26 protein-coding genes are annotated in these 24,498 nt (G+C 71.3%); 7 read left to right on the top strand and 19 right to left on the bottom strand.

Features of this window, described 5'->3' with window-relative positions:
* Positions 1-178: 178 nt before the first annotated feature.
* A complete protein-coding gene (locus FB453_RS19485; protein WP_091396127.1) occupies positions 179-1,468 on the bottom strand; it encodes an adenylosuccinate synthase in 1,290 nt (429 codons plus the stop codon).
* 124 nt (positions 1,469-1,592) lie between these two features.
* On the opposite strand from FB453_RS19485, the gene FB453_RS19480 reads away from it, so the two are divergent.
* Both FB453_RS19480 and FB453_RS19475 read left to right on the top strand, forming a co-directional pair.
* On the top strand, positions 1,593-2,651 hold the full coding sequence (locus FB453_RS19480; RefSeq protein WP_145792122.1) for a diacylglycerol kinase family protein: 1,059 nt from the start codon (positions 1,593-1,595) through the stop codon (positions 2,649-2,651).
* A gap of 711 nt (positions 2,652-3,362) precedes the next feature.
* Positions 3,363-5,120: a MinD/ParA family ATP-binding protein gene (locus FB453_RS19475; RefSeq protein WP_486480340.1), complete on the top strand. Its 1,758-nt coding sequence runs from the start codon at positions 3,363-3,365 to the stop codon at positions 5,118-5,120.
* A gap of 45 nt (positions 5,121-5,165) precedes the next feature.
* Here the strand turns inward: FB453_RS19475 and FB453_RS19470 are convergent, their stop codons facing one another.
* Positions 5,166-5,594 carry a DUF3151 domain-containing protein gene (locus tag FB453_RS19470; protein ID WP_091396135.1) on the bottom strand — a complete coding sequence of 143 codons (429 nt, stop codon included), beginning with the start codon at positions 5,592-5,594 and terminating at the stop codon, positions 5,166-5,168.
* Between the two features lie 249 nt (positions 5,595-5,843).
* Here FB453_RS19470 and FB453_RS19465 point away from each other — a divergent pair, with 249 nt between their 5' ends.
* A complete protein-coding gene (locus FB453_RS19465) occupies positions 5,844-7,037 on the top strand; it encodes an SLOG cluster 4 domain-containing protein (protein WP_145792117.1) in 1,194 nt (397 codons plus the stop codon).
* 59 nt (positions 7,038-7,096) lie between these two features.
* Here FB453_RS19465 and fbaA read toward each other — a convergent pair whose 3' ends face one another.
* Both fbaA and FB453_RS19455 read right to left on the bottom strand, forming a co-directional pair.
* Positions 7,097-8,122 carry a class II fructose-bisphosphate aldolase gene (fbaA, locus tag FB453_RS19460; RefSeq protein WP_088950924.1) on the bottom strand — a complete coding sequence of 342 codons (1,026 nt, stop codon included), beginning with the start codon at positions 8,120-8,122 and terminating at the stop codon, positions 7,097-7,099.
* 136 nt (positions 8,123-8,258) lie between these two features.
* Positions 8,259-8,642, bottom strand: coding sequence for a phage holin family protein (locus FB453_RS19455; protein WP_030491363.1), 384 nt, complete (start codon positions 8,640-8,642; stop codon positions 8,259-8,261).
* A gap of 124 nt (positions 8,643-8,766) precedes the next feature.
* Here FB453_RS19455 and FB453_RS19450 point away from each other — a divergent pair, with 124 nt between their 5' ends.
* Positions 8,767-8,979 (top strand): hypothetical protein, encoded by a 213-nt coding sequence (locus FB453_RS19450; RefSeq protein WP_091397476.1) that lies wholly within the window; start codon positions 8,767-8,769, stop codon positions 8,977-8,979.
* A 148-nt stretch (positions 8,980-9,127) separates the two neighbouring features.
* On the top strand, positions 9,128-10,699 hold the full coding sequence (locus FB453_RS19445; RefSeq protein WP_145792115.1) for an LPXTG cell wall anchor domain-containing protein: 1,572 nt from the start codon (positions 9,128-9,130) through the stop codon (positions 10,697-10,699).
* 73 nt (positions 10,700-10,772) lie between these two features.
* Here FB453_RS19445 and FB453_RS19440 read toward each other — a convergent pair whose 3' ends face one another.
* Together FB453_RS19440 and FB453_RS19435 are read right to left on the bottom strand one after the other, a co-directional pair.
* On the bottom strand, positions 10,773-11,834 hold the full coding sequence (locus FB453_RS19440; protein ID WP_145792113.1) for an LCP family glycopolymer transferase: 1,062 nt from the start codon (positions 11,832-11,834) through the stop codon (positions 10,773-10,775).
* 2 nt (positions 11,835-11,836) lie between these two features.
* Positions 11,837-12,316, bottom strand: a complete 480-nt coding sequence (locus FB453_RS19435; protein WP_112586142.1) for a SigE family RNA polymerase sigma factor — start codon at positions 12,314-12,316, stop codon at positions 11,837-11,839.
* A 180-nt stretch (positions 12,317-12,496) separates the two neighbouring features.
* Between FB453_RS19435 and FB453_RS19430 the strand changes: the two genes are divergently transcribed.
* Positions 12,497-14,071, top strand: coding sequence for an LPXTG cell wall anchor domain-containing protein (locus FB453_RS19430; protein ID WP_145792110.1), 1,575 nt, complete (start codon positions 12,497-12,499; stop codon positions 14,069-14,071).
* 129 nt (positions 14,072-14,200) lie between these two features.
* Positions 14,201-15,022 (top strand): DedA family protein, encoded by an 822-nt coding sequence (locus tag FB453_RS19425; protein ID WP_112586138.1) that lies wholly within the window; start codon positions 14,201-14,203, stop codon positions 15,020-15,022.
* A 166-nt stretch (positions 15,023-15,188) separates the two neighbouring features.
* Here FB453_RS19425 and FB453_RS19420 read toward each other — a convergent pair whose 3' ends face one another.
* The 13 genes from FB453_RS19420 to FB453_RS19360 all read right to left on the bottom strand — a co-directional run bounded on the left by FB453_RS19420 (position 15,189) and on the right by FB453_RS19360 (position 24,494).
* Positions 15,189-15,566, bottom strand: coding sequence for an ArsR/SmtB family transcription factor (locus FB453_RS19420; protein WP_030332125.1), 378 nt, complete (start codon positions 15,564-15,566; stop codon positions 15,189-15,191).
* Between the two features lie 57 nt (positions 15,567-15,623).
* On the bottom strand, positions 15,624-16,163 hold the full coding sequence (pyrE, locus tag FB453_RS19415) for an orotate phosphoribosyltransferase (RefSeq protein ID WP_112586136.1): 540 nt from the start codon (positions 16,161-16,163) through the stop codon (positions 15,624-15,626).
* Between the two features lie 169 nt (positions 16,164-16,332).
* Entirely contained in the window at positions 16,333-17,142 is an 810-nt protein-coding gene (locus tag FB453_RS19410) for an SDR family NAD(P)-dependent oxidoreductase (RefSeq protein ID WP_112586134.1), read from the bottom strand.
* 10 nt (positions 17,143-17,152) lie between these two features.
* Complete coding sequence (locus FB453_RS19405) at positions 17,153-17,809, bottom strand: hypothetical protein (protein WP_145792108.1); 657 nt, start codon at positions 17,807-17,809, stop codon at positions 17,153-17,155.
* A 72-nt stretch (positions 17,810-17,881) separates the two neighbouring features.
* Positions 17,882-18,649 carry a hypothetical protein gene (locus FB453_RS19400; RefSeq protein WP_145792106.1) on the bottom strand — a complete coding sequence of 256 codons (768 nt, stop codon included), beginning with the start codon at positions 18,647-18,649 and terminating at the stop codon, positions 17,882-17,884.
* A gap of 102 nt (positions 18,650-18,751) precedes the next feature.
* Complete coding sequence (locus FB453_RS19395) at positions 18,752-19,330, bottom strand: DUF4178 domain-containing protein (protein ID WP_145792104.1); 579 nt, start codon at positions 19,328-19,330, stop codon at positions 18,752-18,754.
* Positions 19,331-19,412: 82 nt separating this feature from the next.
* On the bottom strand, positions 19,413-20,267 hold the full coding sequence (locus FB453_RS19390; protein WP_145792102.1) for a hypothetical protein: 855 nt from the start codon (positions 20,265-20,267) through the stop codon (positions 19,413-19,415).
* 69 nt (positions 20,268-20,336) lie between these two features.
* The gene (locus FB453_RS19385) at positions 20,337-20,717 is read right to left on the bottom strand and encodes a hypothetical protein (protein WP_112603353.1); all 381 of its coding nucleotides are present in this window, start codon (positions 20,715-20,717) and stop codon (positions 20,337-20,339) included.
* Between the two features lie 112 nt (positions 20,718-20,829).
* Complete coding sequence (locus FB453_RS19380) at positions 20,830-22,422, bottom strand: polyamine aminopropyltransferase (protein WP_145792100.1); 1,593 nt, start codon at positions 22,420-22,422, stop codon at positions 20,830-20,832.
* Between the two features lie 52 nt (positions 22,423-22,474).
* Positions 22,475-22,897, bottom strand: a complete 423-nt coding sequence (locus tag FB453_RS19375) for a DUF350 domain-containing protein (protein WP_112586119.1) — start codon at positions 22,895-22,897, stop codon at positions 22,475-22,477.
* Positions 22,898-22,931: 34 nt separating this feature from the next.
* Positions 22,932-23,357 carry a DUF4247 domain-containing protein gene (locus tag FB453_RS19370; protein WP_112586117.1) on the bottom strand — a complete coding sequence of 142 codons (426 nt, stop codon included), beginning with the start codon at positions 23,355-23,357 and terminating at the stop codon, positions 22,932-22,934.
* Complete coding sequence (locus tag FB453_RS19365; protein ID WP_145792097.1) at positions 23,354-23,866, bottom strand: DUF2617 family protein; 513 nt, start codon at positions 23,864-23,866, stop codon at positions 23,354-23,356. Before FB453_RS19365 ends, FB453_RS19370 begins: the two co-directional genes overlap by 4 nt.
* Position 23,867: 1 nt before the next feature.
* Complete coding sequence (locus FB453_RS19360) at positions 23,868-24,494, bottom strand: DUF4178 domain-containing protein (protein WP_145792095.1); 627 nt, start codon at positions 24,492-24,494, stop codon at positions 23,868-23,870.
* Between the last annotated feature and the right edge of the window lie 4 nt (positions 24,495-24,498).

The following is a 24,498-nucleotide window of genomic DNA, read 5'->3' as shown; positions in this document are numbered from 1 at the left end:
TCCAGGGCATTCACCCCGCCACCCTGGCTCAACCCGAAACCCGAAACACCCCCCTGTGGACAACGACCGAACACCTGTGGATAACCAGGCGATCAGCGCGCGTTGATCATGAAGTTATTGCCACGACACGCCGGCGAAGCTGGCAATAACTTCATGATCAACGCATTGGGGGGTCGGGTTAGGGGAGGAGGGGGTGGAGGACCACGTTTTCTTCTCGGCCTGGGCCTACGCCTACGACGCTCACCCTCGTGTTGCAGAGTTCTTCGACCCTCGCGATGTAGCGGCGGGCGTTCTCCGGGAGGTCATCGATGGTGCGGGCCTTGGTGATGTCCTCCCACCAGCCGTCGAGTTCCTCGAAGACGGGCTTGGCGTGGTGGAAGTCCGTCTGGCTCATCGGCATGTCGTCGACCCGGACGCCGTTGATCTCGTAGCCGACGCAGATCGGCACCTTGGGCAGGCCGGTGAGCACGTCCAGCTTGGTGATGACCAGGTCGGTGACGCCGTTGAGGCGGCACGCGTACCGGGCGACGACCGCGTCGAACCACCCGCACCGGCGCTCCCGCCCGGTGGTGGTGCCGTACTCCGCGCCGATCTTGCGCAGGTGGTCACCGTTGGCGTCGAACAGCTCGGTCGGGAACGGCCCGGCACCCACCCGGGTGGTGTACGCCTTGCTCACCGCGATGACCTTGTTGATCGCGGTCGGCGGGATGCCCGCGCCGACGCAGGCACCACCGGCGGTCGGGTTGGACGAGGTCACGAAGGGGTAGGTGCCGTGGTCCATGTCGAGCATGGTGGCCTGGGCGCCTTCCAGCAGCACCGTCTCGCCCCGGTCCAGGGCGTCCCAGAGCATCGCCCGGGTCTCTGCGATGTACGGCTTGAGCCGCTCCGCGTACGCCAGGTACTCCTCGACGGTCGCCTCGAGGTCGATCGCCTTGCGGTTGTAGACCTTGAACAGGATCTGGTTCTTCTCGCGCAGCGCGAGTTCCAGCTTCTTGCGCAGGATGCCCGGGTCGAGCAGGTCCTGGAGGCGGATGCCGATCCGGGCGACCTTGTCGCCGTACGCGGGGCCGATGCCGCGGCCGGTGGTGCCGATCCGGGACGAGCCGAGGTAGCGCTCGATGACCCGGTCCAGCGCCCGGTGGTGCGGCATGATCAGGTGCGCGTCACCGGAGATCCGCAACCGGGACACGTCGACACCGCGTTCCGCCAGGCCGTCGATCTCGGCGAGCAGCACCTTCGGGTCGACCACCACACCGTTACCGATGACGATCATCGCGTCCGGCGAGAGCGCGCCGGACGGCATCAGGTGCAGCGCGTACTTCTGGCCGTCCGGGGTGATCACCGTGTGCCCGGCGTTGTTGCCGCCGGAGTAGCGCACGACGTAGTCGACCCGCTCACCCAGCAGGTCGGTAACCTTGCCCTTGCCCTCGTCGCCCCACTGAGCGCCGATGAGCACGATCGCTGGCATCTTTTCCGCCTCCAGAAGGCTCGGGTGCCAGGTGGCGACCGCTCGGCGAGCCCGGGGTGTCAGGTTAACAAGTAGTGACGGCGTGGCCGGCAGGGGTCGCGTCGAGAGGCAGGAGGCTCCTTCCGTGTACGACGTGGTGCTGCTCACCCTCGGTTCGGAGCGGGACGCTCCCGGGGGCTGTGGCAGCGGTGGGGCCTGCTGCGGCGGCGCGACCGGGGCCGACAGCGCCCCGACGAGCCAGACCGACTCCGGCCAGGCCAACACCGACCAGGCCAGCAGCGGCCAGACCGACACCGAGCAGTGCGCGACGGAACGGCCACGGGTGCCGGTGCTGGCTTGCGCCGACGCGCTGAACGCCCGGGGCGCCCGGGTGGAGACGGTCACCGCCCGCTCCGACGCGGAAATCGACGCGGTGCTGGCCCGGCTCGACGGCCCGGCCCGCCCGGATGGCCTCACCTGGCCGGACCCGGACAGCAAGACCCGGCTGATCGTCGCCACGGCCAGCGACGGGCAGTTACGCGCCGTGCTGCGCCGACTGGTCAAGCGGTACGCCCCGGCGCCGAGCAAGCGCCCGGCGGATCTGCCCGGCAACCGGACCCTGCCCGACCTGCCGCCGGTGGCCGTACTCCCGCTCGACCCGGCCCGTGGCGGCACCCACCGGGACCTGGCCGCGCAGCTCGGGCTGCCCCGTGACCCGGCGGCGGTGGCCGCCGCGGTGCTGGACGGCACGCCGCGCCGGCTGGACCTGCTGCGCAACGACGGCGGCTCGGTGACCCTGGACGGCGCGCTCCTCGGCGCGGCCGACGACGCCGGCCGGCCGCTGCACTGGCGCGCCCGGGTGGAGGTCGACGACAGCATCCTCACCGACGGTACGGAACCGCTGCTGGCCTGCGCGGTCGGCAACGCCGGCGGGTACGCGACGCTCAACGACGTGACGCTGCTGACCGCGCCGGACCCGGGCGACGGCCAGGTCGAGGTCGCGGTGGCCGTGCCGGTGGTCGTCCGCTCGGCGTGGGGGCGCAAGCGGGTACGCCTCGAAGTTCGGCGGGCCCGTGGGCGGGCGGTGTCGGTGCTGCCCAGGGAGGGCAAGGTGCCGTACCTCGACGATGGTGTCGAGGGCGAGCTGACCCGTAAGCGTTCCTGGTGGGTCGAGCCGGGCGCCTGGGCGGTCTGGTCGATCTGACCTCGACCGGCACCGACCGGCCGACCTGCCTGCGCCGATCGGCCCTGCTGGGCGATTGGGCCTATCCTCGCAGGAGGAATGGGGAGGGCCGTAATGGACGAGAACGCCGACCGGGCGCAGGTGCCCGGCCAGCAGCCGGTGCCGGAGCGGGACGTCGAACCACTCTGGCCGCCGGATCCGGGCGACCGGGGCGCGGTGCCGCCGTGGGCTGCGGTCGCCGAGCAGCGGGGTGGGCCGTCGTCGGTCACACCACCGGTCACGCCACCGGTGGCCGCGCCGCCGATCGGGCGACCGCCGGTTCCCGGACAGCCCGGCGCTGCGGCCCAGTCGCCGCCCTCGCCGTCGGACTACCCGTCGCTCACCGGCGCCGTCCCGGCGCCCGGGGGGTGGGGGCCCAGCGGCCCGTCCGGCGCGGGGTCGGGTTGGGCACCGGCGCAGCCGAGTTGGCCGCCGCCGACCGGCCCCGCCGCTCCGTCACCGCCCGCGCCGCCAGCGACCGGTGCCCAGCCGACGCCGCCGCCGGCCGGCCCGGGGAGCAACGGCGGGCCAGCCGCCCCCGGCGTCTCCGCCGCTACACCGAGCACCACCTCCGCGCCGAGGGACGACCGACCCGCCGCGAGCGACGCGGGCAGTGCCGCGCCCGATGCGGCCAGCCAGGCCGGCGGCGCGGCGCAGGTACAGCCCGGCGACCGGGGTCCGAGCGCCGCGCCGATCACCCCGGGCGGCGTCGACCTGAACCTGCCGTTCACCCTGGACCATCCGACCGCCGACCGCCCCGCCGCGTCGGCACCCGTCGACCGCCCCACCACGGCCGCAGCCACCGACCGGCCCATCCCAGCGGCCACCGCGTCCGTCGCCGGCCCGAACGCCAGCGACAGCGCGACGGCCGCCGGCCCCGCGCCGACCGACCCCTCGGCTGCAGCCCTCGCGGCGGCCGGGCCGGCACCGCAGCCCGGTGGGCCCGTGCCCCAGGCTGGCGGGCCGACACCGCAGACTGGTGGGACCGCTGGTGGCCCGGCACCACAGCCCGGCCAGCCGGTGCAGCAGGCTGGTGGGCCCGGTGCGGACGGGCCGGCGCGGCCGATTGCCGAGTCGCCGTGGGCGTACCCGCCGCAACGCCCGGCCGGAACGGCCGCGCCCGCTCAGGACGAGGCCGGCGCGACGCCTCCGATTCCGCCTCCGCCGGTCGTCCCGCACGCCGGTCCCGCGCAGGCACACCCCGGGCAGCCGTTCACCCCGACCATCCCCGGCCAGGCTGGCCCGGCGCAGATTCCGCCGCCGCCGGACGTGACGCAGTTCAGCAACCCACCGCACGGCCTTGCCGCACCGCAGCACACTCCCGGGCAGGCCGGGCCGGCGACCCCACCGCCCGGGCCGTTCCCGCCCTCGCCGGGTTGGTACCCACCGCCCTGGCAGCAGGGCTCGCCCGGCGGCACGCCCGGGCAGTCGTACCAGGAGGCCGACGGGGTGACCCGGGTGCCGGCCCCCGCGTACCCGGACGCGACCGCGTACCCGGACGCGAGCTGGACACCGGACACCACCGCCGCGCCGACCGCCGAGGACTTCGCCCGACGCCGCCAGGTTCGACCCGCCGACCCGGTGGCGACCATGGGTGTACGCGCGGTGGTCAACAAGATGGGCCTGCTCCGGCTCTCTCCAGGGCGGCACGAGCAGGAGCTCAAGCGGGACATCGAGATGGTGCGCCGCAACTTCGGCGGCCTGCGGCAGGTGACCGTGGTCAACCCGAAGGGCGGCGCCGGTAAGACGGTGGCCATTCTGCTGCTCGCGATGACGTTCGGTCAGAAGCGTGGCGGCTACGTGCTGGCCTGGGACAACAACGAGACCCAGGGCACCCTCGGGATGCGCGCCCAGCAGGACTTCCACTCCCGCACGGTGCGGGACATGCTGCGTGATCTCGGGCAGTTCCAGGGTGCGCACGGGCGGGTCGGCGACCTGTCGCAGTACGTCCGCTCGCAGGGTGAGGGGATGTTCGACGTCCTCGCCTCGGACGAGTCGGCCACCGGTGGCGAGATGTTGACGGCTGCCGCGTTCGCCGAGATCCGTGAGGTGGTCAGCCGGTTCTACAAGTTGATCTTCGTGGACACCGGGAACAACGTCCGGGCGCAGAACTGGCAGGCGTCGATGGACGCCACCGACCAGTTGGTGGTCACCATGTCGGCCCGTAACGACTCCGCCGAGACCGCCGCCCGGATGCTCGACCACCTGGAGCAGAGCGGCCGGCAACGGCTGGTCCGTCAGGCCGTGACCGTGGTGTCGATGCCGCCGTCCCGCAAGGAGATCGACCTGCCGGCCATCCAGGAGCACTTCGCGGCCCGCACCCGGGCGGTGCTGCTGGCCCCGTACGAGCGGCTCATCGACAGTGGCGAGCCGATCCGGTACGGCGGGCTCTCCTCGGCCACCCGGGACGCCTGGCTGAAGATCGCCGCGGCGGTCGCCGAAGGGTTGTAACCAGCCGACGGCCGGCCCGATGTCGGGCCGGCCGTCGGGGCGGGGTCAGTTGCTCGCCAGCGCGTCCGCCGCTTCCGGGTCGCAGTCGCGCAGGAACTGGGCACAGCGGGCCGCCTCGTCGGCCTCGCCGATCTCGTCCGCGGCGCGGGACAGCACGTAGAGGCAGCGGAGGAAGCCCCGGTTGGGCTCGTGTGACCACGGCACCGGGCCGTGCCCCTTCCAACCACTGCGGCGCAGCTGGTCAAGGCCCCGGTGGTAGCCGGTGCGGGCGTACGCGTACGCCGTCACCACCTGGCCCTGCGCGAACGCCCGCGCCGCGAGCTCCGCCCAGGCCGCGCTGTAGGTCGGGAAGCCGGCCGCCACGTTGGCGTACGCCTCATCGGTGCCGGCCTCGTCGGCGGCGGCCAGGGCGGCGTCGGCCTCGTCGTTCACGGGCAGGCGGGTGGCCGGTGGCTCTGGCAAAAGGTTCTGCATCGCCCCATTCAACCCGCTGGACAGGGCGACACGCGAGCGGGTCGGCCGACGTGTCCCGCTGAACGGCTGAGGAGTTGGTCACGCCTGCGGCCTATGCCGCTGCCTGGTGTTTTCCACTACAACTAATGGTCCGGAGCCTCCCCAGGAACCGGTTATGCAGGAGCCCGGTGGCCACGACCACCGGGCTCCTGTCTGTTCCACCCCTGGCCCGAGGTTTGACCGGCCCCGGCGGAGGGGCAGGATGGCCGGGTGCCGACCCCACCTCCCGCAGACGTCATCGAGCCGCACCTGCACGCCGGTGAAATCCAGACCCGGGCCGAGTTCGACAGACAGCTGACCACCGGTCGGCTGACCGGGCTGACCGTGCAGGGCCTGCGGCTCGACCTCGCGCCGGTGCCCGACCTGACCAGCGTCGACGTCGCCGGCACCCTCTTCGTCGGTTGCCGGTTCGCGTCCCGGGACGTGGGCGCCGACCTGGTCCGGCGTGGCGCGAACGTGGTGCCGCCGTTCTCCGGGTTGCCGTATCCCACCCAGCCGACGCACCTCTACACCCCGGACGAACTGGCCGCCGGGTTCGCCGAGGGCGGGTTCACCGGGATGTACGACACCCGGGTGTACGACCACTACCGGGCGCACGGCGGCGCGTTGCCGGACGTCAAGGAGGCGCTGGGTCAGCGGCTGCACGACCACGGAGTGGACAACGCGCTGGCCGACGCCACCCGGGTCTGGCTGGCCGCACACGGGCCGCAGTCGGTGGTGGGCATCATGGGCGGGCACGCGGTGCGACGCGGCAGTCCCGCGTACCGGATGGCGGCCGTGCTGGGTTGGGAGCTGGCGCGGGCCGACCGGCTGGTGGTGACCGGCGGCGGCCCGGGTGTGATGGAGGCCGCGAACCTCGGCGCCTACCTGGCGGACCGGCCGGCGACCGATGTGACGGCCGCGATCGACCTGCTGGCCACCGCCCCCGACTTCACCGACCACCACCGGTACACGGCCACGGCGCTGACGGTCCGGCAGCGGTACGCGGGGGTGCCCCGGCAACGTGGCGACGACCTGGGCTGGGCGCGTGCGGGTGGTCTGGCCATTCCGACCTGGCTGTACGGGCACGAGCCGGCGAACCTGTTCGCCGGGCGGATCGCGAAGTACTTCTCGAACGCGATCCGGGAGGACACCATCCTGCGCCTCGCCCGGGGCGGCATCGTCTTCGCGCCGGGGCGGGCGGGCACGGTGCAGGAGGTGTTCCAGGCGGCCACCAAGACCTACTACGGCACCGACGGCGCCAGCGGGGCGTACATCTTCCTGGACCGCGCCTACTGGACCGTGGAGCTGCCGGTGGAGGCGCTGTTGCGTCCGCTGCTGGCCGCGTCCCCGTTCGGTGATTTGTCGTCGACGATCCACCTCACCGACGACGTTCGCGAGGCGGTACGCCTGCTGACGACCTGACGACCTGACGACGACGGCCGACCCCCCGTGCGGGGAGCCGGCCGTCGGGTGGAACGTCGTTACTTGGTCATCGTGGTGCCGGTCGAGCGCAGGTGCTCGCACGCCTCGACGACCCGGGCGGCCAGACCGGCCTCGGCGGCCTTGCCCCAGGCGCGCGGGTCGTACTGCTTCTTGTTGCCGACCTCGCCGTCGATCTTCAGCACGCCGTCGTAGTTGCGGAGCATGTGGTCCACGACGGGGCGGGTGAAGGCGTACTGGGTGTCGGTGTCGATGTTCATCTTCACCACGCCGTAGTCCAGAGCCTCGCGGATCTCGCTCAGCAGGGAGCCCGAGCCGCCGTGGAAGACCAGGCTGAGCGGCTTGTCCTTGCCGTACTTGGCGCCGACGGCGTCCTGGATCTGCTTGAGGATCTCCGGACGCAGCTTGACGTTGCCCGGCTTGTAGACGCCGTGCACGTTGCCGAAGGTCAGCGCCGCCATGTAGCGGCCCTTCTCGCCGAGGCCGAGCGCCTCGACCATGGCCAGGCCGTCATCGGTGGTGGTGTAGAGCTTGTCGTTGATGGCGTTCTCGACGCCGTCCTCCTCGCCACCGACGACACCGACCTCGATCTCAAGGACGATCTTGGCCTTGGCGGCCTCGTCGAGCAGCTGCGCGGCGATCTCAAGGTTCTCCGCTACCGGCACGGCCGAGCCGTCCCACATGTGCGACTGGTACAGCGGCTCCTCGCCGCGCTTCACGCGCTCCTGCGAGATGCCCATCAGCGGACGCACGAACCCGTCCAGCTTGTCCTTTGGGCAGTGGTCGGTGTGCAGGGCGATGTTCACCGAGTACTTCTTGGCGACCTCGTGCGCGTACGCAGCGAACGCCACCGCGCCGGTAACCATGTCCTTGATCGAGGGGCCGGAGAGGTATTCGGCGCCACCGGTGGAGACCTGGATGATGCCGTCGCTCTCCGCGTCGGCGAAGCCCTTGAGCGCCGCGTTCAGCGTCTGGGAGGAGGTCACGTTGATCGCGGGGTACGCGTACCGGCCAGCCTTGGCGCGGTCCAGCATCTCCGCGTAAGCCTCGGGGGAAGCGATGGGCATGTGATGCGCTCCTTACTTACCACTCTCGGCCGTGCTGGCCGCTGTTCTTCATTTGTGCGCCGGACCGCGCTGTCCTCCGCTCGGAAGTATCCCGTAGGTGAGGTGCGCCGGAACAACCGACCCGGGTGCTAGCCGTTCACCGGCGGTCCAGGTTGTCCGGCACGATGACGCTGATCAACCAGGTCACCACGGTCATCACGATGGCTCCCCAGAACGCCGGCCAGAATCCGTCCACCTGGAACGGCAGGTCGAGCCCGCGGGCGATCCGGTCGGTGAGCAGGAACAGCAACGCGTTGACCACCAGCGCGAACAGGCCCAGGGTCAGCAGGTAGAACACACAACCGACGACCCGGATCACCGGCTTGAGCACCGCGTTGATCACGCCGAAGATCAGGGCTACCACGATCAGGGTGAGGACGGTGTTGCCACCCGAGCGACCGTGCACGTCGACACCGGGGACGATCAGCGTGGTTATCCACAACGCGACCGCGGTGATCGCCAGTCTGATGAGGAAGCCCACGGCACCATCCTGGCACCGGGTCGCGTCGCCGAGGGCTGATTCCGCCTACTCCGCTTCCGGGCGGCGCGCCGGCCCAACCCGTACGGTGGGTGGAAACCGTGCCCCGAGACCCCCGGGAGGGATGATGGGTCAGCCCGACGAGGACTTCACCCCCGGCGACCACCTCGCGCCCGACGAACGCGACCCCGAGGCCGACCCGGCCGACGCGGTCGAGCAGGCCACTGTCGCCGGCCCGGCCGACGTCGACAGTGAGCCGCACCGCGGCCTGGAGGTCGACGACTGGGACGCGATGGAGCAGGCCCGGGTGGTCACCGGCGACGAGGACGACTACCGCTGATTCCGTCGCGGGGTCGGCTGCCCGTTGCGACAGGGGTGCTCAGCCGTTCGGGTCATTAGACAAATATCGATCCGAAGAGGGTTACCGGAGGAGTCTGGGCGTCCCTAGGTTGAACGAGCGCCACCTGTACCCCCACGGGAGGACCCCCATGCTCAAGCACTCGCTCCGCTGGCTGACCGGGCTCGGCGCCGCAGGCGCGTTGATCGCCGCCTCCGCCACCCCCGCCGTCGCCGCACCCACGATCGAGCCCTACTTCCAGGACGCCACCCTGGCCGTCGGCTCGGAGGCGACCATCCGCGGCCTGTTGCTGTACGCCGACGAGCCGACGGTCCTCAGCGACGTCTCAGTGCGGTACGACTACCGCTCCCTGGCCAACAAGGTCACTGTGACTCCTGCCGACGGCCAGGAGTGCACAGCGCCGGAGCCGGGCGTTCTCGTCTGCACGGAACCCTCCGACGTCGTCCTGTACGAGATGCCGCCGCTCGGCAGCGGGATCTACCGCAACGGTGCCAAGCGGGTGCACCTCGGCCTCACCGAAGACGCGCAGCTCGGCGACTCCGGCGACGTCGCGGTCAGCTTCCAGGCGGCCGGCGGGCGGCGCGGCAGCCACACCTCCCGGGTCCGAGTCGGCGAGGGGGTCGACCTGGCCGGTGGGCCGTTCACCAGCCTTTCCGCCAAACCGGGTGGGAAGTTCACGGTGCCGCTGGTCGTGGCGAACGCCGGCGACAAGACCGTCACCGGATTCGTCGCGGTCTTCGACCTCCCCTACTCGATCCGAACCAAGGACCGGTTCAGCAACTGCCGCTACTCCGACGACCACCTCGTCTCCTGCCACTTCGAGGAGGACATTCCGGTGGGCACCGGGCTGGCCACCACGCTGAACCTCGAACTCGCCAAGGACACCTACGCGCCGGCCAACCACTCCGGCTACGCCCAGTTCATGACCACTGCCGACTTCGAGGACCTGACCCGGGTGCGGGCGGCCGTCGGCGCACGGGCGGCTGCCCCCGGCAGCGGCCCGAAACTGACGCTGGCCGAGGCGCCCGGCAGGGTGCGGCAGGCCGACCAGACCGACGTCGGCCCGGGTTACGACTACACCGGGTGGACCGTCAAGGCCACCGGCAAGAACGGCACCGACCTCGCGGCGATCGGCGCCACGCTCAAGGGCACGGCCGGCACCGTCGTCACGGCGACCGTCGGCTTCCTGAACAACGGCCCGGCGACGCTCGACCGAACGAACGGAGACTTCGAGGCCGCCACCCACACCGACGTCGAGCTACCGCCGGGCACCACCGCCGTCGAGGTTCCCGACAACTGCTGGTTGCGGCAGGACACCACCCGCACGTACCTGTGCGCCTCGGAGATGCTCCTGGTGGCCGGGCAGACCTACACCATGAAGTTCCGGCTTCGCATCGACAAGGTCATCCCCAACGCCCGGGGCGCGGTGCGGGTCAACGCGCCGTGCGAGTGCCCCGCCGGCGGCGGCTTCCAGGACGACATCAAACCGGCCAACGACAGGGCCACCATCGTGGTCAACGCGGCCCAGGGCGGCGGTGGCCAGGGCGATGGTGATGGAGACGGTGGCGGTGGCGGCGGCGGTTCGCTGCCCATCACCGGCGCCCCCACCAACCTGATCGCCGGCATCGGCGCCCTGCTACTCGTCACCGGTGTGGGCTGCTACCTGCTCGCCCGACGCCAAGGCAGCCGCTTCGCCGCCTGACTCACCCCGACCCGACCGACGCCCCGCCGGCCCGTACCGGGCCCGCGGGGCGTCGTCGTGGACTCCCCGTCCGTCAGCGCACGGGATTGACCTGCTCCGGGTGCTGCGCCACCCACTGCGCCAACCGATCCTCGCGCAGCGCGGCGAGGAACTCCGGGCCCTGCTTCGGGTCCAGCGGCAGCCGTGAAGCGTTGCCCACCGGGGTGCCGACCGGCAGGCTGAGCCCCACCGGGTCGACGTCTTTCAGCTCGGGTAGTACCGCCATCAGCCTGGTCAGCGGCAGACCGTCGTCATCGACCGCAAGGCCCTTGCCGGCGGCCGACAGCAGCGCGGCGAGCCGTACCGGATTGGTCAGCACATCCTGCGCGGCCGCCCGCCGGACCAGCCCGGCGACGTAGCGCTGGGCGTTACGGTCCCGGTCCAACGTGCCGTCGGGCAGATAGCGCCGTTGCCGCAGCAGGTCGACGGAGGCAGCCCCGTCGAGCCGCTGACACCCGGCCGGGAAGGTCCGGCGGGTGTGCCAGGACCGAACCTCCTTGGGTAGGCACACCTCCACCCCGTCGACCGCCTCGGTGATCCGGCGCAGTCCGGCGAAGGTCAGCACCGCGCCGGCGTCGACGCGTACCCCGGTCAGGTCGGCGACCACCCGGCGGGTCAGGTCGTAGCCGGCGTCCAGGTCGGGCCGGGGCTCGCCGGCACCGCTGTAGAACGCGCTGTTGAGCTTCTCGACCCCCCGGCCGGGGATCGAGACCTCCAGGTCGCGCGGCAACGAGATGAGGTACGGCTGGCTCCGGTCGGCCGGAATGTGCACCAGCAGGACGGAGTCCGCCAACCGGTAGGACGGTTGCTCGCCGAAGCCGTCCACCCCGAGCAGCAGGACGTTCAACGCCCCGGACTGCCCCCCAGCCGGTTGACCGGACAACGACGTGCCCTCCGCTGGCCGATCGGGGCGCAGTTGCGGCACCCCGACTCCGAGCGCGCCGAGCAGGGCGAGCGTGACGCCAGCGGCCTGGAACCGCTGTCGGCGGCGACGGCGGACGGCGGCGAGCCGATCGATCGCGACCCGCAGCGGGCCGGTCGACGGGGTCAACGTCTCGTGCCGGGCGAACGCGGCACGCAGGTCATCCTCGATCATGTTCACGCCTCCACGTACTCGGCCCGGAGCGTGGCCAGGGCCCGGGAGATGGACGAACGGACGGTCCCGACGGCGCAGCCGAGAATGTCGGCGATCTCGACGTCGGGCAGGTCCTCGTAGTAGCGCAGCACCAGAGCGGCCCGCTGCCGACGCGGCAGCCGGGACAGCCAGGACCAGACCTGGTCCCGGTCCACGGCGGACTGGGCATGATCGGTGGGCACCGGCACCGACGCGTCGGGCTCCCCGCGCAGCAGCACCCGGCGCACCCACGAGCCGCGCCGCCAGTCGACGTACTGGTTGGTGAGCATCCGGCGTACGTATCGCTCGGGCGAGTCCGCGCGGGCGACCCGACGCCAGTTGAGCTGGACCCGGACCATGGTCTCCTGGACCAGATCCTGGGCCTGGTGTGGTTCGCCGGTCAGCATCACCGCGTACCGCAGTAGCGGGGCCAGCCGCGTGTCCGCGAACTCCTCGTACGTCACTGCACCTCCCGGGGTTCCTGCCTCAGATGACGGAAGCGGACCGACCGAACATTGCGGTGACTCTGATCAACCTTTTGGTTCGTCTTGCCCAGCCGGCGGCTTTGGGGGCTGCCGTCAGCCTTAGCAATTCCTTAAGATCCGCAGGCTCCACCTGATCCCCCAACTGGAGGAACCCCCCTCATGCTCACCCACTCCACCCGGCGTTGGCTCGCCGGACTGGGCGTAGCAGGCGCGTTCGTCGCCGCCGCCAGCCCGGCCGTCGCCGCCCCGGAGGCGCCCATCGAACTGGGCGTCTATTTCAGCGACACCACGATCGCCGCGGGGTCCGAAGGCAAGATCGACTCCCCCCTCCTGTTCGCCTCCGAGCCGGTAGTGGTCGAAGGCCTCACCGTCACCTACGACTACCGGGACCTGAACGGTGTCGTCCAGGTCAAGCCCGAATCGTCGAGCTTCGACTGCAAGTCGCCGGAGGCCGGCGTTCTGGTCTGCACCGACCCCTTCGAGATCGGTCTCGAGGAGTGGGCCTTCGGCGGCCTCTTCGAGGTGGCCCTGACGCCGGCCGCGAAGGCTGCCGACGGCGACACCGGCAACCTCAAGGTCACGGTCAGCGCCGAGGGTCTCGCTCCGGCCAGCCACACCGCCAAGCTGCGGATCGGCGAGGGCGTCGACCTGGCCGCCCCGGGCGAGGAGACCAACATCTCGTCCGCTCCTGGCGGCACGTTCAGCGCTCCGCTGACGCTCAGCAACGCTGGCAAGACCGCCGCCAAGGGAGCGGCCGTGGTCTTCGACCTGGACTACGCGATCCGCCCGGAGAAGCAGTACAGCAACTGCACCTACGAGGACGGTCACCTGCGGACCTGCGCCTTCGACGAGGTGACCGCCGCCGGAGCGGCCCGCTCGGTTTCGCTGTCCTACGTGCTCGGCAAGGACACCTACGCGCCGGGCAGCGAGTACGGCTACTACAACTGGATGACGATCGCCGAGTTCGAGGACTTCAACGCCTACCTCCAGGCCGGGGGCATCTCGGTTGGGAAGCCCGGCAACGGTCCGGTCCTGAGCCTTCCGGAGGTCCCGTCCAAGATGGGGGCGCGCGGCTTCCAGGCTGACACCGACCCCATGAACAACTGGTCCGGCATGACCGTCAAGGTCACCGGCAAGAACGGCACGGACCTGGTGGCGGTCGGCGGCCAGCTGACCGGCAAGGCCGGCGACGTGGTCACGGCCTCCGTCGGAGTCCGCAACGACGGACCGGCCGCGCTGGACTTCGGTCGCTCGGGCTCGCCAGTCACCAAGATCGACATCGCTGTTCCGGAGGGCACCACCGCGGTCGAGGTTCCCGAGTTCTGCGCGCCGCTCGACGGCGACCAGCAGGACTGGGAGAACGCCGGCAAGCCGGGCGCGAAGCTCTACCGCTGCTACCCGGACATCTTCATCGGTGTCGGCGAGAAGCAGCTGGTCGACATCGGCCTCCGGATCGACAAGGTGATCGAGAACGCGGCGGGCACCGTCACCATCAACGCCAAGTGCGAGTGCGAGGGCTTCACCGAGGACCTGAAGCCGGCCAACGACGTCGCCAAGATCCTGGTCAACGCGGCCGGCGGCACGGGCGGTGGCGACGGCGACGGTGACGGCGGCTCGCTGCCGATCACCGGTCAGTCCACCGGCTTGATCGCCGGCCTCGGCGCGCTGCTGCTCGCCGCGGGCGTCGGCGGCTACCTGGTGGCCAAGCGCCGCCGGACCCGCTTCGTCGCCTGACCCACCCCGCACCACCGGTGCCCCGCCGACCACCACGGTCGGCGGGGCACCGTCGTTGGAGCCCACGGCGCGGGCGGGTGGTGACGGGCCGGTCCGGCGCGGCCGGGGCCTTGGGCTTCGGTACCCTTTGTGGCCGTGGACACAGCTGAGAAGACCCGCGCTCTCGTGGAGAGCGTCGCCCTGAACCCGCTCGATCCCAAGGATCTGTTGCAGACCTTCGGGCTGATCGGCGTGTGGGTGATCCTCTTCGCCGAGACCGGCCTGCTGGTGGGCTTCTTCTTCCCGGGTGACTCGCTGCTGTTCCTCGCCGGGGTCGCCTCGTCACCGGTGGCGGACGCGATCTTCGGCGACGGCACCCGCCTCTCCCTTGCCGGCCTGCTGATCGGTGGGCCGATCTGCGCGATCGTCGGCGCCCAGCTGGGGCACTGGCTCGGCGCGCGGTACGGCCGGCCGATGTTCGAGCGGCCGAACTCCCGGCTCTTCAAGAAGGAGTACGTGGAGAAGGCCGAGTACTACTTCCAGAAGTTCGGCCCGGCGAAGGCCGTCGTGCTGGCGCGCTTCATTCCGATCGTCCGGACGTTCCTCAACCCGGTCGCGGGCGCGCTCGGCATGCCGGCCAAGAAGTTCCTGCTCTGGAACATCGTGGGCGCGGTGCTCTGGGTGGACGGCATCCTGCTGATCGGCTACCTGCTGGCCGAGCAGATCTACCAGGCCATCGGCGACAAGATCGACCACTACATCCTGCCGGTGGTGGCCCTGATCATTCTGATCTCGGTGCTGCCGATCTTCTTCGAGTTCCTGCGCGACAGGCGGGCTCGTAAGCGCGGCGAGGCGGTCGCGGTGGTCGCGGCGGCCAGTGCCGCCGGTGCCGTGGAGGCAGCCCGCGAGGCGTTCGACCACGACGGGCACCAGCACGGCCATCAGCGCCCGGAGCACGGTCAGGACCGTTGAGCGGTACGACGACGGCCGGCCCCCTGGTGAGGGGGTCGGCCGTCGGCATGTCGAACCCGGCCTCCGGTGGTGCGACCGGGGACGAGCAGGTGTCAACCACCGGTGGCGCCACCCCTGGCTCGCCACCGGACGCCGCCCCGGCTCGGGACGGCGTGTAGTGCCTACGTCAGCGGGCCTTCTTGGTGGCCCGCTTACGCGGCGGGGTCAGCAGGTCGGCGATCGTCGCGATCGCACTCGGGACCAGGCTGTAGTACGCCCAGACACCGCGCTTCTCCCGCTGCAACAAGCCAGCCTCGGTGAGGATACGCAGGTGATGACTGACCGTCGGCTGAGAGAGGCCGAGCGGCGCCGTCAGGTCACAGACGCACGCCTCGCCCTCGGGGGCCGACTGGATCAGGCTGAGCAGCCGCAACCGAGCAGGATCAGCAAGGGCCTTGAGGACCCCGGCGAGACGCTCGGCATCGGCACGTTCGATCGGCTCGCCGTTTAGCGGCGAGATCTGAGGCATAGTCATTTCGGCCAACGCAGTTCCCACGTATTCCATCCTTCCACCAGCAGCATCGATCCGCCTGCATATCAGCAGATCCGAATCGGCAGACTTTTACGCCACAAGGCCGAGGTCAGCCAACGTATAGGCCGCCCGGTACGGCAATCCGGCGGCTCGCACCGCGTCGCCGGCGCCTCGATCAACAATAACCACCACGCCCACGACTTCCGCCCCGGCCTCGCGAAGCGCCTCGACAGCGGTCAAAACACTTCCGCCCGTCGTGGATGTGTCCTCCACCGCCAACACTCGGCGGCCAGCCACCTCCGGTCCCTCGATCCGCCGCTGAAGACCGTGGGCCTTGCCCGCCTTGCGCACCACAAAGGCGTCCAGGGCCCGGCCGGTCGGAGCGGCGGCGTGCAGCATCGAGAGCGCGACAGGGTCCGCGCCCAGGGTGAGGCCCCCAACGGCGTCGAACTCCCAGTCGGCGGTGAGGTCGAGCAACACCCGGCCGACCAGAGGAGCGGCCCGGTGATGGAGCGTGACGCGCCGCAGATCCACGTACCAGTCTGCCTCGCGCCCCGACGAGAGCACGACCCGCCCGTGGACCACAGCCAGGTCGGTAATGAATTTACGCAGGTCGTCGTGGTCCCCCATGGCGATAGAGGTTACTGCGCAACTCTGAACGCCGCGTGCGGGGTCCACCCTGATCAGCCCCGAGGGGAACCGATGACTGGCGATGTTCAACTACGCTCAGCAACTGGCCCGACAGCGGCGCGCCAACGCCGTCCCATCATTCGCTCGGTGTCGACGGGCCGGTCGAAGCTCAGCGCTCGTCGCGACCGATCCGGCCGCGGGTGTCCCGCGCGACCGCCTGGAGCAGCCGCCGCGGCGCGTGTCGCATGCCGGCGACGACCACCTTGTACTTCCACGCCGGGATGCTGACCATCTTGCCTTTGCGCAGGTCACGCAGGGCTTCGTCCACGACATCCTCGGCTCGCAGCCACAGCCACTCGGGCGTCTTGGACATGTTGATGCCGGCCCGCTGATGGAATTCGGTGCGGGTGTAGCCGGGGCAGAGGGCCATCACCCGAACGCCGAACGGCCGCGCCGACTGCCCGACGGACTCACTGAAGTTGGTGACCCACGCCTTGCTGGCGGAGTACGTCGATCCGGGCATCGCCGTACCGAAACCGGCGACCGAAGAGACATTTATCACTGCCCCATTTCGCCGTTCAGTCATCGGTCGGAGCGCCGCCAGGGTCAACCGCATGACCGCATGCACGTTGAGTCGCAACAGTCGCGCCTCGTCCTCCGCAGTCGAGCGCAGGAACGGTTTGTTCAGGCTGATCCCCGCATTGTTGACCAGCAGGTGCACCGGGCTGCCGTCGGCGAGCCGCTGTTCCACGATGGCGCAGCCGTCGTCGGTGGACAGATCCGCCGGGATCGTCTCCACCTCGCGTCCGTACGTGGAACCCAGCTCGGTGGCCAACTCGGTCAGCCGCGCCGCGTCGCGGGCAACGAGCACCAGGTGCCAGCCGTCGGCGGCCAGTCGTCGCGTGAACGCCGCGCCGATGCCGGCGGTGGCCCCGGTGATCAGGGCTCGGCGCTCGGCAGTCGTGGGGTCGAGCGTCACGGAGTGGTCCTCACCTGGGCGGGTACGGGGGCGTATGCGGCGCCGACGGGGGCTGGTGCGTGGCTGGCGTGAACATGGGCGGTGCGGTTGGCGCGGTCGAGCGGTGGCGGCCGAACCAGCTGTTCGCCGTCGGCAGCGCCAGCAGCGTAGCTACTACAAGGTAACCGAGCGCCTGTGCGACGGAAAGCCCGGCGTTGAGTGGGATCCACCAGGACGGGTAGGCGTCGCCGATCAGACCCAGCAACTCGGCGAGAGCCTGCTCGCCGGAGCCCAGTTGCAGTGGCGCGGACCGTTCGCCGACGACCACCGCCACGCTGCAGCAGCCGGCGAGCAGGCCGAGCCCGCTGACCACCCAGGTCGCCACCCGGACGCCGTTGCGACCGGTCGACAGCCCCAGGGCCAGGCCGGCGAGCAACGGCGCGGAGAACACCGCCACCACCGCCGACAGCACCGCAGAAGCGCGGAGCAGAGTCACCACGTCGTCGATCTGCTCCGGGCTCGCCGAGGTGTCGCGGGCGGCGGAGCGGAACGCGTCGACAGTCCCGCCCAGCACCACCAGGTCGACCACGGCGTACGCGAGCGCCGCGACCGCCATCACCAACAGCACGGCAGTGGCCGACAGGACGGCGGCGGGCCGGCGGGCCGGTGCCGATTCCGGGTACGACACGACGAATCCCTCCGGTAGGCGTCGGGTTGCAACCTACTCGGAGGGATCGTCGGCGTCGTGCTTATCGAGCCGTCAGCTGGTCGGCGGCGGGGTTGACCCGGGCCGATCCGTGGGCGGCGTGTCGTCCGGCCGGTTCGCGGCCGGTGGCGGCGGGTAGCTGGGCTCCCCACTCGACGGATAACCCGGCTCACCCGATGCCTGCGGGTAGCCCGGCTGGCCGGGCGCCTGCGGGTTACCCGGGTAGCTGGCGCCCGGGGTCGGCGGCTCCCAGCCCGCGGTCTGCTTGCGGAAGAACGGGTTGGCCTTCGGCAGAGCCAGCAGGACGAGCGCCGCGATCAGCGCGATCAGGCTGAGCACGCCGAGCAGGAGGCTGACCGGGGTGACCCAGGAGGGCAGGGCCTCCTCCAGGCGACGCTGGATCTCCTCGGGGCTCGGCCCGCCGTCGGTCGTCCCGCCACCGGTGTTGAAGCCGCCGGCCGCGTTGCTGAGCAGGCCACCGCCCACGCAGCAGACCATGATGCCGCCGACGATCCAGGTGGTGATCCGGGCGCCGTTGCGGCCCTGGTTGTTGAACAGGGCCAGCACGCCCAGCACGACCGCGAGCAGCAGCAGGACGATGCTCCCGCCGATGCCGATGACGGCGAAGACGTCGGCCACCTGCTCACCGTCGGTGGTGCTGCCCTCGTACGCCGCACGGAGCGCGTCCCGCGTCTTGCCGAAGGTGCTGAGCGTGATGATCAGACTGATCACCTGGAGTGCCAGGAACAGGAAGAGCAGATAACTGGAAATCGACACAATGGATGGCCGCTGACGGGCCGGCGTGCTCTGGGAATCGACCACGATTCTCCTTCCCTAAGATCGCGCCCACACCGTATCGACAACCGGCCAGTTCGGCATGCCGTGACGAGCCCGGCGCGTCCGTCCGGTCCGGCTCAGCGAGCCTCAGGCATGGGGCGGGCGGATCGTCAGGTCGGCGGGGTCGAGCAGGTCACCGCGGGCGACCCGCCAACCCTCTTCGCCGTACGCCTCGAAGGAGAGCCGTGCAGCGCCACCGGACTGGTAGTCGTGGTAGCGCATCGTCCCGGTCGACGGCAACTCGGTCTCTCCGGTGGCGGTGTAACGCGCCTGCCCGGTCTCGGCCCAGGTGTAGCGCCGCCCGCCGAGTTCGATGGTCGGGGCGCCCGGGGTGACGGTGGCGCCCGGTTCGGCGGTCCAGAACACCAGCTCGAGCTCGGGGCCGTCCTCCACGGAGAGCCGGTGACGGGTGCCGGAGTCGTCGTCGAGGAGGTGCTGAACCCAACTCCAGTCGCCTTCGACCAGGCGAATCGTGGCACTCACCGCGTACTCCCGCTCGCGGATCCGCACGCGGTCGCCAGGAGTCAGGCGGAGCGGGCCGTCGCGCGGTGGCTCCGCCGGCTGGCCGTCGGGCCGGCCCGTCGGCCGTCGGCGTGCCCGCACTACGACCACGACCACCGCGAGTACGGCAACAGCCGCCACCAGGCACGTCACCAGCGCGTCCACCCGACCACCTCCCCAGGTACGTCGGCGCAGACGGTAACAACCCTCGGCACCAGGAAGGCCCGCGCTGTGGCCGACAGCTCAGCTAGCGAAGGTGGTCGGGTGGGTCCATCGGAGGCGCCGGCGGCGGTTCGGTCGGCCCTGGTGAGGTGCCCGACGCGCCCGGCGTCAGGTGCGCGGCCGGGTCGGGGCAGATCAGGTAGCCGGGTGGGAGTGGCTGGTTCGGCGGCAGGAAGCCCGGCACGAGCGGAGCTGTCGGATATCCGTAACCGGTCGGGGTGTAGGCAGGAACGGGCATCGCCCAGGCCGGGCCGGGCAAGGCCTCGTTCGCGGTACGCGGCACGAACCAACGGTTCGCCGGCGGCAGCGCGAGCAGCAGGACCACGGCTGCGGAGAGGGCCAGAACGGTGAGCACACCCAGCCCTGCCGCGGGGAAGAACAGGTCGTCCCAGGGATCGGTGCCGGCGTAGAGCGTGTCGAAGAACGTCGAGGTCTCCCACTCGTCGTCCCAATCCGGTGGCGGCTCCGCCGCGATCTCCGGCATGGCCAGCAGCGGCACGAGAAACCCTCCGGAACAGCACTGCGCGAAACAGACCAGCAGCTGTCCGCCACTGGCCACGAAGACCAGGATCCGCGCGACGTTGCCGCCCCGCCGGACCGGGACGACCGTGGCGGCCAGCCAGACCGCGAGCAGCACCGCCGGCACGCCGAAGATCAGCGCCGTCGCGACGTTGCCCTGCCGCTCGCCTGTCACCTCGTCCGGGTCGGCGTCCGGCACCAGTCGTACCGCGCGGTCGATCTGGCCGTCGAAGTGCACCGCCTGGGCCACCGTCAGCGCGGCCAGGCCGAGCAGCACCAGCACCACGGCCAGTTGCAACCAGAAGGCGATGGTCACGGTGGCCGGGCGGGGCGGACGCGGCGCGGTGGCGGGCGGGCTCATGGCTCGCAACGTACGGCGCGGCGTCGGCGACCGGCAGAACCAATCGGGCAGCACCGACCGGCGAATGGATCATGCTGCGGCGAGCCGCCGACTGGCGTACGTGCCGAGGGTTTCGCGGTCCATCACGCAGCCGACGAAGGTGGTGAACTCGCTCGGGTCGTCCCGCAGCGACGTCCAGGCCGCTCGGGCCGCCTCCGGGTCGACCCGCTCCAACAGCGTGGCCGCGTACGCCCGGCCGGCGGGTGTGCCGTCGGCCAGCACCCGGTCGAGCTGGCGGCGTACCTCCTCGGGGTGGTCACTGAGGGCGGCCTCGACCCGGTGGTACGCCTCCGTCACCGGCAACAGCGTGCCCGCGATCCCCACCCCACCAAAGGCGAGCGTGTCAGCCGCCACCAACTCGTCGACGGCGGCGCTCAATTCGCGCTCCCAAGCCTTCCGCATCCCAAACATGCCTCCACCCTTTCCCCGTGCACCCCCACTCCATCCCGTTAATCAAGAGGTTTGCGCCATGAGCGGACTCTCTTCTGACTCAGCCGCCGTGTCCAGGCGCCAACTGGTGGGGTCAGTAGCCGCGCCACTCCGTGCGGGCGTAGTCGAGGACCCTCGGTTGGAGGAGGGTGCTCGGGGGCACGTTCAGGCGGGCGCGGTCGGGCGGAAAGGCCCCCGCCGCCCGCAGCACGCCCGGGTCGAGGAAACGCAGCCGGGGCGCGTCGGCCGGCAGTTCCAGCACCGGCGGGACGGTTCCCGCCGTGGCCAGCAGGAAACCCCAGTCGCCGAAGGACGGCACGTCGACGTGGTACGGCACTGTGGCGAAGCCGGCTTCCCGCACCGACGCATCGATCGACCAGTATGAGCGGGGCGCGAAGTACGGCGAGCCGGACTGCACCACCAGCCGTCCCTGCTCGGCGAGCACCGACCTGATCAGCGCGTAGAACTCGACGGTGTAGAGCTTGGCGGTGGCGGTCTCGTCCGGGTCGGGCAGGTCGGCGACCACCACGTCGAAGCGCTCGGCGGCGGTACGCAGCCAGCCGAACGCGTCGGTGTTCAGCACCCGTACGCGGGGGTCGTCGAGCGAGCCGCCGTTGAGCGCCCGCAGTTGCGGCACGGTGCTGGCCAGCGCCACCACCGCCGGGTCGAGGTCGACCACTGTCACCCGGCGGACGTCCGGGTACCGCAGGATCTCCCGGACGGCGAGGCCGTCGCCGGCACCGAGGACCAGGACGTCGCCGCGCGGGCCGCGCATCGCCGGGTGCACCAGCGCCTCGTGGTAGCGGTACTCGTCGACCGAACTGAACTGGAGATCACCGTTGAGGAACAACCGCAGGTCGGTGTCGGCGTGGCCGACCTCCCGCACCGACCGGGTCAGCACGATCTCCTGGTAACGGGAGCGTTCGGCGTACACCACGGGGTCCCGGTAGAGCTGCTGCCGGGCGGTCACCTCGAAGTCGGCGGCGGTCACCCAGGCGTACCCCAGACAGAGCGCGACCACGACAGAGCCGGCGCCGAGGACGAGCCGGGCCCGGCGGCTCAGCTCCCGCCGGAACACCGTGCAGACCAGGGCGAGACCGGCCACCGCGTTCACCGCGCCGACCACAAGGGCACCCTTGAGCTGGCCGAACACGGGGATCAACAGGAACGGAAAGGCGAGCCCACCGAGCAGCGCGCCGACGTAGTCGGCGGCGAACAGGTCGGCCACCGCACTGCCGGCGGCCTGCTCCCGGATGCGCTGCAGCATCACCATCAGCAGCGGAATCTCCGCGCCGATCAGCAGGCCCAGCACGAAGGCGGTGCCGACCAGCGCCGGGCCGTACAGGTCGAGCCAGGCGAAGGCGGCGTAGAGGCCGAGCACGGACAGACCACCGAGCAGGGCCAGGGTCAGTTCGATCACCGCGAACGCAGCGGCGGCCCTGGGCTGCAACGGCTTCGCGACCAGCGCGCCGACCCCCATCGCGAAGACCATCACGCCGAGCACGATCGACGCCTGCCCGACGGTGTCGCCGATCAGGTAGCTGCCGAGCGCCACCAGGGCCAGCTCGTAGACCAGCCCGCAGGCGGCGCAGACGAAGACCGCGACCAGCACCGCCGCACGGGCCAGCCGCCAGTGCGGCCGGGCCTCGGTGCCGCCGTCGACCACCGGCGGCGCCCCGGTGCTCATGACCGCCCCGGGTACGGCCGCCCGGCACCGCCCGGTCGCGGTCCCCCGGTCATCAAAGGATCGCGGCGGCGATGATCGCGCCGGTGGCCACGTGCACCACGGCCGACACCCACACGGCGGGGTGCGGCTCCGGGTCGACCAGCAGCTCGCCGAGCCGGCCCGGGGTCACCGCGTCGAGCAGCAGGAACGCGGCGGCCATGATGACCAGGCCGACGATCCCGTACGCCGCCGCGCCGACCAGCCCCAGGGCGAAGTCGTCGTCGCTGGCGACGATCGCCGCGACCACGATGGTGCCGACGCCGAGCAGGTTGGACGCGAGCAGCAGCGCCGCGTTGCGGTTGCGCTCGGTCCAGATCAGTTCGTGAAGCTTGCCAGGAGTGGTCAGGTCGACCAGCGCGTAGCCGACGCCCATGAGGACGACGCCGACCGCGCCGAAGGCGAGGGTGGCCAGCAGATCGGTGACGAGGTTCTGCACGGAGGGGCTCCAGGTGAAGGGGTCGGGCGTCGGGCTACTTGCCGGCGCCGGGGCCGCCGCCCCGAACGCTGCTGCCGCGTCCCCAGCCCCAGTACGACCCGACGGTCGAGTGGTAGCGGGGGTGAGCGGTGTCCATGTCCTCGAGCAGGATCACCGAGCCGGTGGCGATCGGCAGGATCACCACCGAGTCGTCGTCGTAGCGCAGGTAGACGCCGCTGCTGTCGGCGTACCGGTCGGACGGCTTCCAGGCGTCGGTCAGTTCCTTGGCGACACTGGTCGGTGACTTGGACGAGGTGTACGCGGTCGCTTCCCGGCCGACGTCCCGGCTGGCCGCTCGCGAGTACCTGTCCTGCACGTAGGCGCGCGGGGAGAAGGTGCCGTTGACGAGCGCGAAGGCCGCGACCAGCACGCCGACCACGGCCGTCGCCGCGCCCACCACGAACCAGCGTCGGTATGTCATGGCAGTGCCACCACCGTCTCGGTCAGGACCAGCTCATTGGTCTGGGGGTACGCGTGCCAGGTACGCCAGCCGACCGACCGGTGCGGCAGGTCGGTGCGCACGGCCAGCGCGGTGACCGCGTCCGGGTCACCGGGAAAGACTCCGACCAGGGCGTACGGATCGTCGGCCAGGTCGGCGCGGAGCCCGGCGATCCGGGTGTGCAACTCACCGTCGGCGGGGCGCAGCACGCTGGCGGTGAAGCGGTAGCCGCCCGCCTCGTCGTGCAGGGCGCCGGGCAGGTGCGGCGGCCGACCAGGCAGGCAGGCGACCGTCTCGGTGAGTCCGGCCGCACCGCCGGGTTCGGCCAACACGACCTGGTGGGACGCACCGAGCAGGCGCAGCCGCAGCCGGACGTCCCCGGGCAGCGTGAGGTCGCGGACGTGCAACGCGGGCCGCTCCGGGCCGCCGAGTGCCAGGCTCAGGTCGGCGGCGCAGGTGTCGACGTACGGGGTGTGGAGGCTCACCAACACGTCAGCTGGCCTCCGGCCCGGCCTGCGGGTACACCATCACGTCGGCGCGGTGCAACTGCTCGCCCCGGGCGACCTCCCAGCCGGCCTGGCCGTACGCCTCGAAGGAAAGCCGTTCGCCGCCCTGGGCCCGGTAGTCGTGGTACCGGAGGGTGCCACTGGGGTCGAGGCCGGTGCTGCCGGTGGCCGTGAAGCGGGCCTGACCGGACTCCTCCGAGGCGTAGCGGCGGCCGGCGAAGTCGAGGGTGGACGCACCCGGGGTGATCGTGGCGGCCGGCTCGGCGGTCCAGAGCACCAGCTCCAGGTCCGGGTCCTCCTCCACGGAGAGCCAGCGCTTGTCGCCCTCGACGGTGTCCAGCAGGTGCTCGGCCCAGCTCCAGCCGCCCTCATCCAGATGCACCGAGCCCCGGACCGCGTACGACACCCGGCGGATCTCGACGATGTCGCCGGGCTTGAGCCTGCGCGGGTCGCCGCGGAGCGCGTCACTGTCGGTGTCCCGGAACGGGTCCACGGGTGCCGCCGGTCGGGCGGCCTTGCGGCCCTTGCGCACCGCCACCACCGCCACCACGACCCCGGCGACTCCGATCAGACACCCCAGCGTCGTCACCAGGTAAGCCACGGGACCGTTCATGCCG

It is taken from the genome of Micromonospora sp. CNZ322 (assembly GCF_007827755.1).
Note: the sequence above shows the minus strand (reverse complement) of the source record. Positions and strands in the feature narration are given on the sequence as shown.

Excerpts from the sequence above, each read along its gene's own strand:
- FB453_RS19380 (WP_145792100.1), bottom strand. The coding sequence starts at position 22,422 with ATGAGCACCGGGGCGCCGCCGGTGGTCGACGGCGGCACCGAGGCCCGG.
- FB453_RS19370 (WP_112586117.1), bottom strand. The coding sequence starts at position 23,357 with ATGACATACCGACGCTGGTTCGTGGTGGGCGCGGCGACGGCCGTGGTC.
- FB453_RS19390 (WP_145792102.1), bottom strand. The coding sequence starts at position 20,267 with ATGAGCCCGCCCGCCACCGCGCCGCGTCCGCCCCGCCCGGCCACCGTG.
- pyrE (WP_112586136.1), bottom strand. The coding sequence starts at position 16,163 with ATGGGGGACCACGACGACCTGCGTAAATTCATTACCGACCTGGCTGTG.
- FB453_RS19445 (WP_145792115.1), top strand. The coding sequence starts at position 9,128 with ATGCTCAAGCACTCGCTCCGCTGGCTGACCGGGCTCGGCGCCGCAGGC.
- FB453_RS19385 (WP_112603353.1), bottom strand. The coding sequence starts at position 20,717 with ATGTTTGGGATGCGGAAGGCTTGGGAGCGCGAATTGAGCGCCGCCGTC.
- FB453_RS19485 (WP_091396127.1), bottom strand. The coding sequence starts at position 1,468 with ATGCCAGCGATCGTGCTCATCGGCGCTCAGTGGGGCGACGAGGGCAAG.
- FB453_RS19430 (WP_145792110.1), top strand. The coding sequence starts at position 12,497 with ATGCTCACCCACTCCACCCGGCGTTGGCTCGCCGGACTGGGCGTAGCA.
- fbaA (WP_088950924.1), bottom strand. The coding sequence starts at position 8,122 with ATGCCCATCGCTTCCCCCGAGGCTTACGCGGAGATGCTGGACCGCGCC.
- FB453_RS19360 (WP_145792095.1), bottom strand. The coding sequence starts at position 24,494 with ATGAACGGTCCCGTGGCTTACCTGGTGACGACGCTGGGGTGTCTGATC.
- FB453_RS19440 (WP_145792113.1), bottom strand. The coding sequence starts at position 11,834 with ATGATCGAGGATGACCTGCGTGCCGCGTTCGCCCGGCACGAGACGTTG.
- FB453_RS19420 (WP_030332125.1), bottom strand. The coding sequence starts at position 15,566 with ATGGAATACGTGGGAACTGCGTTGGCCGAAATGACTATGCCTCAGATC.
- FB453_RS19450 (WP_091397476.1), top strand. The coding sequence starts at position 8,767 with ATGGGTCAGCCCGACGAGGACTTCACCCCCGGCGACCACCTCGCGCCC.
- FB453_RS19470 (WP_091396135.1), bottom strand. The coding sequence starts at position 5,594 with ATGCAGAACCTTTTGCCAGAGCCACCGGCCACCCGCCTGCCCGTGAAC.